This is a genomic window from Planktothrix sp., from assembly GCF_046067725.1.
Taxonomy (GTDB): domain Bacteria; phylum Cyanobacteriota; class Cyanobacteriia; order Cyanobacteriales; family Microcoleaceae; genus Planktothrix.
In genome coordinates this window covers 19,564-30,398 of the sequence record NZ_JBJUDF010000129.1, presented here as the reverse complement: position 1 = coordinate 30,398, position 10,835 = coordinate 19,564, and the positions used below count along the sequence as shown (strand labels likewise).

The 10,835-nt window shown below is 43.1% G+C and carries 7 protein-coding genes; all 7 read left to right on the top strand.

The window, feature by feature from the left end:
- On the top strand, positions 1 to 1,347 hold a 1,347-nt coding region (locus ACKPEB_RS07375; protein ID WP_408964220.1), incomplete at its 5' end, for a chemotaxis protein CheA.
- A 39-nt stretch (positions 1,348 to 1,386) separates the two neighbouring features.
- Positions 1,387 to 1,854 carry a chemotaxis protein CheW gene (locus ACKPEB_RS07370; protein WP_408964219.1) on the top strand — a complete coding sequence of 156 codons (468 nt, stop codon included), beginning with the start codon at positions 1,387 to 1,389 and terminating at the stop codon, positions 1,852 to 1,854.
- A gap of 126 nt (positions 1,855 to 1,980) precedes the next feature.
- On the top strand, positions 1,981 to 4,059 hold the full coding sequence (locus ACKPEB_RS07365; RefSeq protein WP_408964218.1) for a methyl-accepting chemotaxis protein: 2,079 nt from the start codon (positions 1,981 to 1,983) through the stop codon (positions 4,057 to 4,059).
- Positions 4,060 to 4,363: 304 nt separating this feature from the next.
- Positions 4,364 to 7,705: a HEAT repeat domain-containing protein gene (locus ACKPEB_RS07360; RefSeq protein ID WP_408964216.1), complete on the top strand. Its 3,342-nt coding sequence runs from the start codon at positions 4,364 to 4,366 to the stop codon at positions 7,703 to 7,705.
- 200 nt (positions 7,706 to 7,905) lie between these two features.
- A complete protein-coding gene (locus ACKPEB_RS07355; protein ID WP_408964215.1) occupies positions 7,906 to 8,775 on the top strand; it encodes a CheR family methyltransferase in 870 nt (289 codons plus the stop codon).
- Between the two features lie 172 nt (positions 8,776 to 8,947).
- On the top strand, positions 8,948 to 10,000 hold the full coding sequence (locus ACKPEB_RS07350; protein ID WP_408964214.1) for a chemotaxis response regulator protein-glutamate methylesterase: 1,053 nt from the start codon (positions 8,948 to 8,950) through the stop codon (positions 9,998 to 10,000).
- Between the two features lie 68 nt (positions 10,001 to 10,068).
- On the top strand, positions 10,069 to 10,698 hold the full coding sequence (locus ACKPEB_RS07345) for a chemotaxis protein CheC (protein WP_408964213.1): 630 nt from the start codon (positions 10,069 to 10,071) through the stop codon (positions 10,696 to 10,698).
- Positions 10,699 to 10,835 lie beyond the last annotated feature (137 nt).

Sequence of the window (10,835 nt, the reverse complement as noted above, 5' to 3'; positions counted from 1 at the left end):
CGACGCCGAGATCGAGGACGCCAGCCACCGCCGACCCCAATGACCCCCCGCCCAGGGGAAACGTCCCCCTCTGCCTCCCCGCTCCCCCTTTCCTCCTCTAACGTCGTCCGTGTAGACTTGCCCAAACTAGATGATTTGATGCGAATGGTTGGGGATTTAGTCATGAGCCGAGCCCGGTTAGAGGATCAGATTCAATCGATCACGTCCTATCTTCCCTCTCCTCAAATTCGAGCGTTCCAAGAAATTAACTTGATGTTGGAACGACAATTGCGAGACTTACGCCAAGGAGTGATGCAAGTTCGGTTAGTTCCCGTGGGTGAGATTTTTGCTCGGATGCAATTTGTGGTTCGGGATTTAGTTCGCACCAGCGAAAAACAAGTCAGCTTAGAAATGAGTGGACAGGAAACCGAAATTGATAAATTCGTTGTGGAACGAATGCTCGATCCCCTGTTACATCTGGTGCGAAATGCCGTCAGTCATGGAATTGAATCTCCCGAAGAGCGTCAAAAAGTTGGGAAACCGCGCCAGGGAATCATCAAACTACTGGCAACCACATCTGGAGAAACCGTCATTATTGAAATTGAAGATGATGGTCGTGGCGTTGATATTGAAACGGTGATCGAACGAGTCGAGACTCAAACCCACCTGAATGAGACCCGCTCCTTTGTGCAGATGTTGAAGGACAAATCGGGAGAAAGCGGAAAACCTGACCAATACAACATGATGGCTTTATTAGACATTCTCTGCTGCGCTGGATTTTCCACCAAGGAGGAAGCCGATTTAGTGTCGGGACGGGGAGTGGGAATGTCAATTGTAAAAAATACCGTTCAGGAGTTAGGGGGTTTTCTAAGTTTAGAGACCCACAAGGGTGTGGGAACTCGATTTACGATTCAACTTCCTCTCACCTTAGCGATTATCGATGCTTTGATCATTACCGTTGGTCAACAAACTTTTGCCATTCCCCAATCGGCGGTGCTAGAAGTGCTAGAAGTTTCAAAATCCCAAATTATTGCTTTTGAGAATAACGAAATTGTTAGCTATCGCAACACCGTATTTCCATTGATCCGTCTGGCTAAGATTTTTTCCCTTTCAACATTACACCCTGAACTCTCCCCTCCCCCCCAGACTGAATCTTCCTCTCTAATGATCATCGTGATCGGAAGCGGGGAAAGCATTGTTGCGTTGGTGGTGGATCGGATCACAGGACTACGGGAAATCGTGGTGACACCTTTAACCGATCCCTATGTTCAAGTCATGGGGATTGCGGGAGCAACAGAACTCGGCGATCGCCGGGTGGTATTGATTTTAGATGTGGGTGCTTTAGTTCGATTGGCAACGTTAGGTTGACCCTCAATCATCAACCGTTCACTATACACACTCATTGCCATGTCAAACCTTCAAACTTTAACTCAACCCTATATTCTATTTGAACTCGCTGACACAACCTATGGGATTCCGTCTCAAATTGTGCAGCAAATGGAAATGATTGAACAAATTACCCCAGTTCCCAATACTTTACCCTTTGTGGAGGGGGTGGTTTTTTCCAGGGGACAAGTGATTCCCGCGATTAACTTACGAGTTCGATTTGGACTGAATAAAGCGACTTATGATTTACGCACTCGTTTAATCGTGATTAATACCCATCATCGTACCTTGGGGCTGATTGTTGATACCGCTAGGGAATTTTTAGAGATTTCAGAGCAGGCCATTCAACCGCCTCCAGAGGGAATTTCCCATGTCAACGGTCGATATTTAGCAGGAATTGCAACTTTAGGAAAACGAGTGGTTTTAATTCTAAATGTTGAAGAATTACTGGCTAATCATCAGTTATCCGCTATCAACAATCCATCCTAGGCTAAAGATTTATAGCTTATAGTTGATGATTTAGTGTTTAGAATTAAGTAAATAGTCTTTACCTAGTTAATAATTGATAACTGACAACTCATCCCAAAAACTAACAACAGATTCAGGAGAAAAATCATGGTTAAGCCGAATAATAAACAAAAAAAAGATGAGAAAGATTCTCCCAAAAAATTATCGAAATCTGAGTTTCAAAACGGGTCAGATTTGAGGATGCCACCCTCCAAGGAAGACAATCAACAAATCTTGAACAAAACCCAAGAACTCTTGCAAACGGTAGACCATCTTTCATCAGGAATTAACTCTCAAACTCGACTCACAGAAGAGACGAGCAGCCGAATTCAAAGCCTAGGAACCGCATTAAAAAATACAGCCAACCAAACTCAATCCATTGGGCTTGCTGGGGAAGAATTAATATCTTCGATCAATGAAATGGCTGCCTCTATTGAACAAGTCACCGTCAATAGTACAGAACTGGCAACGGCGATTAAACAAACCTCAACGTCTCTGAAACAAAGTAGTATTTCCACCCATAATGTTGCCAATAGCGCTCAAGAAATGGCAACTTCAGCCACTCAAGTTACGACTTCGATGGTACAGGTGGCTGCATCGATTAAAAGTGTTAGTTTAGATACGGAGAATTTAGCGGCTGCTGTCAATCAAACGGCTGCTTCCATTGAAGAAATGACCAGTTCGATTGGAGGCGTTGCTCAAAATGCGGATGATTTAACGGCTGCTTCTGAAGAAACCACCGCTTCAATTAATGAAATGGCAGCTTCCATTGAAGAAGTGACAGCCACCACTGAAAATTTAGCTTCCACCATTGAAGAAGTTTCGACTTCAATGGAAGAAATGGCTCAATCTGTGGTGGGAGTTGCCCAAAATGGAGAACGAATTACCGAAGCCGCCACCAATGCAGCGACCTCCGCCGAACAGTTAGATCGATCCATTCGTTCCATTACCACCGTGACCCAACAAGCGGATGAAATTACCCGTCGAGTCATGCAAGATGCCGAAGTGGGCGGCAAAACCGTTGAAAAAGCGATTCAAGGGTTAAGTCGGGTGCGAGAATCGATGGTTAAATCGGCCGATGTAATTCGGGATATGGGCAAACGCACCAACGAAATTAGTAGTATTGTTGATACGATTAATTTAATCTCCGAACGCACCAACTTACTGTCCTTAAACGCCTCCATTGAAGCTGCCAGAGCCGGAGAAGCTGGACGCGGGTTTGCCGTCGTCGCCGAAGAAATTCGCAACTTAGCTGATCGCGCAGCCCAAGCCACCTCCGACATTGCAGCGATTATCAAAGCGTTGCAGCAAGTCGCCCAAGATGCGGTCAATACCTCCACTGAAGGCTTAAGAGTGGCTGAAGATAGTGGAAGTTTAGCCGAAGAAGGATTAGGAGGATTAAAGAAAATTCTATCGGGAATTGAAAAAACGACCCAATTAGTCAGTCAAATTGCCGCCGCCTCGGAGGAGCAAATGGTTGCGGCTCAAACCGTTGTCAATTCAATTAATACCACTGCTAACCAAGCGCGAGAAGTGGCAAAAGCCACCTTTGAACAATCTAAAACCACTCAGGGGATTGTTGTTTCTACTCGGCAGATGCAGCAAATCGCCCAACAAGTGACAAAAGCCATGAATGAACAAGCTCGTGCAGCCCGTGACGTGATTAAAGCGGCTCAAAATACGACTAATTTAGCTGGACAAGTCCGTAAAGCGACTTTTGAACAAAATAAGGGTGCTTCTCAAATTATGCAAGCCATTGAGTCGATGCGACGGGGGGTGATGACCACTTCACGGGCTATTGGAGAACAGTCCGTAGCGGGAGAGCAAATCTCTAAAGAAGCTGAACGATTAGCAGCCTTGATTAATAGTGTCACCCAGGAGATGACCGAACAAGCAACGATTGCTTCTCAAACGACCCAAGCTGTTGATAATATGCGAATACAGTCGGAACAACTTGCTAAAGCAATGGTAGAACAATCAAAAGCCATTAAAGAGATGACGGGGAGCGTTCAAAGTATTACCCAACAAATTAATTTAATTCGCAGTTCTAATTTAGAACATTCCAGCGTCTTAACTGAGATTGTGCAAAATATAGAGAATATTGGGCAAATTAGTGAGCGACACCGACAAATCAGTAACCAGTTATCAGCCATTCGTCATCAGTTATCAGTTATCAGTAACCAGTGATTAGTTATCAGTGGAAGATTGAAGGGTGAAAAACTTGTGACATTTTTTCTGTTCCCTGCTCCCTTTCTCTAGGATTTCTTTCACTGATGACTGATAGCTGATCACTATTGAGGAAATCATAACTGTTGCCATTGTTTTTTAATAGCAATAGATATTCTTTCCGATGATCCATTCCCCATTGCTAACTGATAACTGAGTACGGGTGAAGTTCCCCACCCCTGAAATAGAATAATTAAGAATTACGAATCAAGAATCGTAATTCCTAATTCGTAATTCGTAATTAATTGATAACTGAAAACTGATTATGACTCTTGGTATTTTTACAACTGATATTAATTTGATCATTCGTTCCTGGGATTCTCGATTAATAGAATTAACGGGAATGAGTCTGGAACAGAGTTGTGGACAAAAAATTACAGATCTCATCCCTGATTTGGAACAACGGGGTTTACTAGAGCGATTTCAACGGGTGATTACGGAAGGAGTCATTGAAACCCTCGCACCTGCGTTCCATCAATACTTAATTCCCTGTCCGGTTGCGTCCAAACACTTTCAATATATGCAGCAGCGCGTAACCATTACGCCCTTACGAGAAAAAAATGCGATTATCGGAACCATTGTCACCCTTGAGGATGTCACTGTTCGACGAGAACGAGAACTGGATCTCGCTCAACATTATCACCGTGAACTGATTTCCTCAGAACCCAATATTTCCACAGTGTGGCAACAAGAACGGTCTTTATCACTAGAACTACCAGGAACAGCCAATCGGGGTGATGCTTCAGGAGCCGATACTCCTTTGTCTACACCCTCGAATGAAAGTTGGCCTTCTGGGAACTCAGACTTTCTCAATAGGATCCGAGACAGTAGTTGGCAAATGCGACGGGAAGTTGTGGAGCGATTAACAGCCAGCCATAACCCAGAAATTACAACAGAATTATTACGACTGTTACGCCAGGAACATCGCAATGCCACGATTGTTAATAGTGTGATTCAAGTCTTAGCATTCTCCTCCGTTGATTTAATTCCAGCCTTAATTGAATGTTTGAATGACCCGACTGATCCAGATTTGCGGATTTATGCGGCTCAAACCCTGGGACAACGGGGAGATGATCGAGCCATTCCTCCCTTGATTTTGGCGTTAGCTGATCCTGATAAAAACGTCCGCTATCATGCCATTGAAGCATTAGGGCATTTGAAATCACCCCAGGCCATTGATCCATTACTGGAGATTGCTCAATCTCAGGACTTTTTCTTAGCGTTTCCCGCCTTGGACGCCTTAATGCAAATTGGAGATCTTTCCATCGCAGGACGTTTAATGCCTTTACTTCAAAAAACCCTAAATTGGCGATTGCGTCGGGAAGCCGTTGATAGCTTGGCGATGCAAGACGATCCCAACTTAACCCAGGATTTGTTACGCTTGCTGCGTGAACAACACCGCAATCCTGACATTCTCAATAGTGTCCTTCAGATTTTAGTTCTCAGTCAGATTGATCCGATTCCATCCTTGGTGGAATGCTTAAATGATACTGATCCCGATTTACGGATTTACACCGCCTTGGCTTTGGGAGAACGCCATGACTCCAGAGCAGTTCCGGCTTTAATCCGAGTGCTCGATGATCCAGATATTAATGTTCGCTATCATACCATCGAATCTTTAGGACATCTGCGGGCAACGGAAGCGGTCGATAAATTAGTGGAAATCGCTCAGTCGGGAGACTTCTTCCTGGCATTTCCCGCCTTGGAAGCGTTGATGAGAATCGGAGATTCCACCATTGGTTCTCGGATTGTGTCGTTGTTAAACCATGATCTGTTAGCTCAACAAGTGGCTGAGGTGTTAGGGGAATTAGGGTCGGCTGATGTGGTCACCGCTATTGCGGATGCCCTCAACCAACCGCCTGATCGGGGATTCCCTTGTCCCGTTGGGAGTTTAGCCATCACCTTAGCCAAAATTCATCGTCGCTATCAAAATGAATTTGGGGAAGGAGAATTCATTGCGGATCTCACCCGTCGTGCGGTGACGGAGATGGGAACTGAAAACCTCCTCAACACAATTCAAACAGCTAACCCGGAAGAACTGGAAGCGGTTGTCTTAATTTTGGGATGGTTAGAAGGAAATTTGGTGGCTGGGGCTTTAACGCAACTTTTAAGTTATCCGCAACTGCGAGAAACCATTGTGGAAGCGTTAGTTCGTTTTGGCAGTGGTGTCACCCCCCTGTTAATTGCTCAACTGGATGTTCCCGATGTGGAAACGCGCAAAGCCGCCATTACCGCCCTGGGTCGCATTGGCAATAATCAAGCGGTTCCTGCCTTGACCAGCTTACTGAATGCTGATTCAGAATTGGTGATGGTGACAACGGCGGCGTTAGCGCAAATTGGTGACGGACGAGCTTTTGAAGCGTTATTAGAGCTTTTAGGACATCCAGATTCTGCTGTTCGTTTAGGTGCGATTGCCGCTCTCAATTCTCTGGGTCATCCTGCCTTACCCCAACGAATTCTACAATTACTGAAAAACCCAAATCCGGTTATTCGGGAGTCGGCGGTGAAAATTGCTGGGTATTTTGCGTTTGCGGAGTGCATTGAACCGTTGTTTGAATGTATTCGTGATCCTGACGAAAAAGTGCGACGGGCAGCGATTGAACATTTACCTTATATTGAGGATGAGCGGGTGCTTCCGACCTTAGTTCGAGCTTTACGGGAAGAAGTCACCTTTGTCCGAGTCGCCGTCGCTCATGCCTTTGGAGATTTAGAAGCGAATGATGTTCTCCCTCATTTATTGACGGCTTTACAGGATGAGGACTCCTGGGTACGATATCAAGCAGCCCGTTCAATTGGACGTTTGGATCTGAATCTCTTATCGCCATCCCATGAAAAAACCCTGGAACAGGTGTTTAGCATCCTAGAGCAGTTGGTGAGTCAGGATGAAGCGTATCCAGTCCGGGCTGCGGCTACCGTTGCTTTAGGCCATATCGGAGAGGAAAGAGCGATTCCTTTATTAACGAGATTGGTGGAACTGGAAGTTGGAGATGGGGATATTGCCCGCGCTGCGGTGATGGCTTTGGGACGAATTAGCAGTACAGAGGCAGTCGCCCCCTTGTTGATGGCTTTGAATTCTTCTAACGCAGAACGACGTTTAGATGCGCTTCATGCGTTTCGAGAACGGGGAGGAGAAGAAGCTGGAGTTGCTTTACAATGGATGGCTGCTGCTGATCCAGAGGAAAAGGTTGTACAAGCCGCGATTGAGTCTTTGTCTCGCATGGGGACTCCTGAAGCGATTGCCGCTTTGTTGGAGTTGTCTGTTGACCCGACCAGTCGGGAAGCTTGTATTACAGCATTGGCTTCTCGAACCTTGGAGCATTCTAGTCAGAAAGAAGACTATATTGAAGGGATTAGCCAAGGCTTAACCCATCTCCATCCTGTTGTCCGGTGTACCGTGGTTGAAGTGTTGAAACGCCTCAAACATCCTTTTGCTTCGGAAATTTTAATCAGTGCATTAAATGATCAGGATCAAAGTGTGCGTTTATCGGCGGTTAATGCTTTGGTCTATCTCGGAAATCGCTCGTGTACTGAACAGTTGGGGATCTTAGCCCGCAATGACCCGTCAGCCGCTGTGCGTCGGGCGGCTCAAAAAGGATTGCATCAATAAACAGTTATCAGTTGTCAGTTATCAGTTATAGCGCTACTTGAACAGGGAATAGGGAAGAGGGAACTACGAATTATGAATTACAAATTACGAATTACGAATTACGAATGGGAAGAGTGTTATTAAAAACAAACAAAGCCAACAGTTGAAACTCAACCATTAACTAATGACTGATAACTAATGACCGATAACTGATAACTGATATGCGATTTTCTCCAGAACCTTTGAATTTAAGCGATAATATTTTTATTATTTTACGGGATCTGATCCATGAACGAACAGGATTGTTTTATTCGAGTTCTAAACAAAATATGTTAGCAGATAAGCTATCGAGTCGTGTTGTTGAAAATGGGTTAGATTCATTTTTAGATTATTATTATCTGCTGAAGTATGATCTAAAAGCGAATGAAGAATGGCAAGAAGTGATTAATACTTTGAGCGTCCCTGAAACCTATTTCTGGCGTGAGTATGATCAAATTCAGGTGTTGGTTGAGGTGTTAATTCCTCAGTATTTAGAAAAGTTTTATAGTTTATCTTATCCTTGCCAACCTTTACGAATTTGGAGTGCCGCTTGTTCCACGGGAGAGGAACCTTTAACCATTGCGATCGCCTTAAATGAAGCGGGTTGGTTTGAGCGAGTTCCCATTGAAATCTGGGCTAGTGATGGTTCTTCTCGGGCAATTGATAAAGCTAGAATGGGGTTGTATCGACAGTATTCTTTTCGGAGCTTTCCAGATGCTTTAAAAAAGAAATATTTTGTTCCTGAAGCCGATATCTGGCGAGTTTCTCCTGAAATTCATCGCCGAATTCATTGGTCTGTTAATAATTTATTAGTGGAGGCTGATATTCACTATTTAGCTCAAGCCCATTTTGTGTTTTGCCGGAATGTTTTTATTTACTTCTCTGATACGTCTATCCGCCAAACCGTTAACTTTTTCTATGAACGGATGTTCAAACCTTCTTATTTGTTTCTCAGTGCTTCCGAGTCTTTGTTAAAACTAAAAACTAATTTTGAATTACAGGAAATTCAAGGAGCATTTGTGTATGTCAAAAATCAAGAAGGAGTGAGGTGATGCTTGAGGATCAAAAAACAACAGATAATAGATATAGCACTACGCAAAAAGGTGTTTGATCTGTCTAAATCGAGCAAAGTATCTTAGAGTTTAGTGTTTCCTATTCCCTATTCCTTGTTAAGCTGTTAAGCTGTTCCCTCCTATATAACTTAAATCAAAAAGGATAAAGATCATGAATAAAATTATTCGCGTTTTAATTATTGATGATTCGGCTTATGTGCGGAAAGTGATTAAGCAAATGCTGTCCCGCAGCCCTTTTATTGAAGTCGTTGGAACTGCCCATGATGGAGAAGAAGCTTTAGAAACCTTAGAAAAAATCGGAGATAAAATCGATGTCATTACCTTAGATTTATTAATGCCTAAACTTGATGGTGTTGAATTTCTCAAGATACAAATGGAACGACATCCGATTCCTGCCATTGTTGTGAGTATTGCCAGTGAAGGCGGGGAATTGGTATTAGCAGCTTTAGATGCTGGGGCTGTTGATTTTGTTCATAAACCTACGGCTTTAGCCACTGAAAAAATGTATGAATTAGCAGAGGAATTAATTGATAAAGTCAAAGCGGCTGCTAATGTTCCCTTAAAGCGTCTTCCCCGTCCCGCTTTAGGATCGTTTCTTCCGGTTGCTGTTCCAGCTAAACCGATATTTAATCCGGCTACAATTGATTTAATTGCCATTGGAATTTCTACAGGAGGCCCCCAAGCTTTAGCATTGTTGATTCCGCAGTTACCGAGTAATCTTCCTGTCCCCATTGCGATTGTTTTACATATGCCAATTGGTTATACCAAAATGTATGCAGAACGATTAGATCAATTATCGGCTTTGAAAGTTGTGGAAGCGGGGGATGGAGAAATTCTTCAGCCGGGGATGGTGTTTATTGCGCCTGCTGGACGTCATTTAACGTTTAAACGAAATAGAGATTCTGTGGTCACGCAGTTAGCAGCACAACCCTTTGATATGCCCCACCGTCCTTCTGTAGATGTTATGTTTCAGTCTGCGGCACAAGTTTATGGCAATCGGGTGCTAGGAATTGTGATGACGGGCATGGGTAGCGATGGAAAACAGGGTGCAGCCTGGATTAAATCTCATGGTGGCTTAATCTTTACTGAATCGGAAGAAACTTGTGTGGTTTATGGAATGCCGCGTTCTGTGGAAGAATCAGGGTTAAGTGATCATTCTTATGGGCTTAATGAAATGACACAAGCCATTTTAGATGTTTTATAATCCATCGGGCTTTCCATCATAATCAGTCCTGAATTTTAATCCTTGATTAACCCTCAAGAGGTGTAACGATGCTACTCACGGAAAAACAAAAAACGGCTTTGTCTGAGTTTATGAAAATTGTGCTTTCTCGCAAGACAGCAATATCCTTATCTAAATTAATTGGTTCTGATGTAACCATGAAAGTTGAGGAAGTGTCTTTGTCCCCACTCAGCAAATTAACGGCAGAATTGCCCAACCAGTTTAATGAAGAAATTGTCAGTGTTCATCAAATGTTTAGAGGAACAATGAGTGGGGATGCGTTGTTACTCTTAAATTATTCTTTTGCCATCAAATTAACCAATTTACTGCGACATAATAATGAAGAAAAAGTTTTTACTCTCGATATTTCTTCCTGTGAAGTTTTGATGGAAGTGGGTAATATTCTGTTAAATTCATACATCAATATGTTAGGAACTTTAATGGGATGTCAATTTATGTTTTCTGTTCCTAATTTTCAAATTGAACCCTTACCTGATTTAGTTACCTCTTTAATGATTCATAAAAATGAAGTGCGTTATGTGTTAATGGTTGATACAACGTTCCAATTTAATCATAATTCTGTTCGAGGTTCCTTAGTCTTTGTTTCGGGTGTAATTCCTTTGTCTTGTTTAATTAAGGGAATTGAAGCTTCAATTGATTTAGCAATTCCTAACCCTTAATTAGAGAGAGTGATGATTCCATTGAAATCCTTGAACTCTTGAATCAGACTAAACGCTTAAAAATTTGTTGAGCTTGGTTAATGGCGAGGGTGTGTTGTAAAATTAATTGAGTAATCATACTAATTTTTTAATATTAG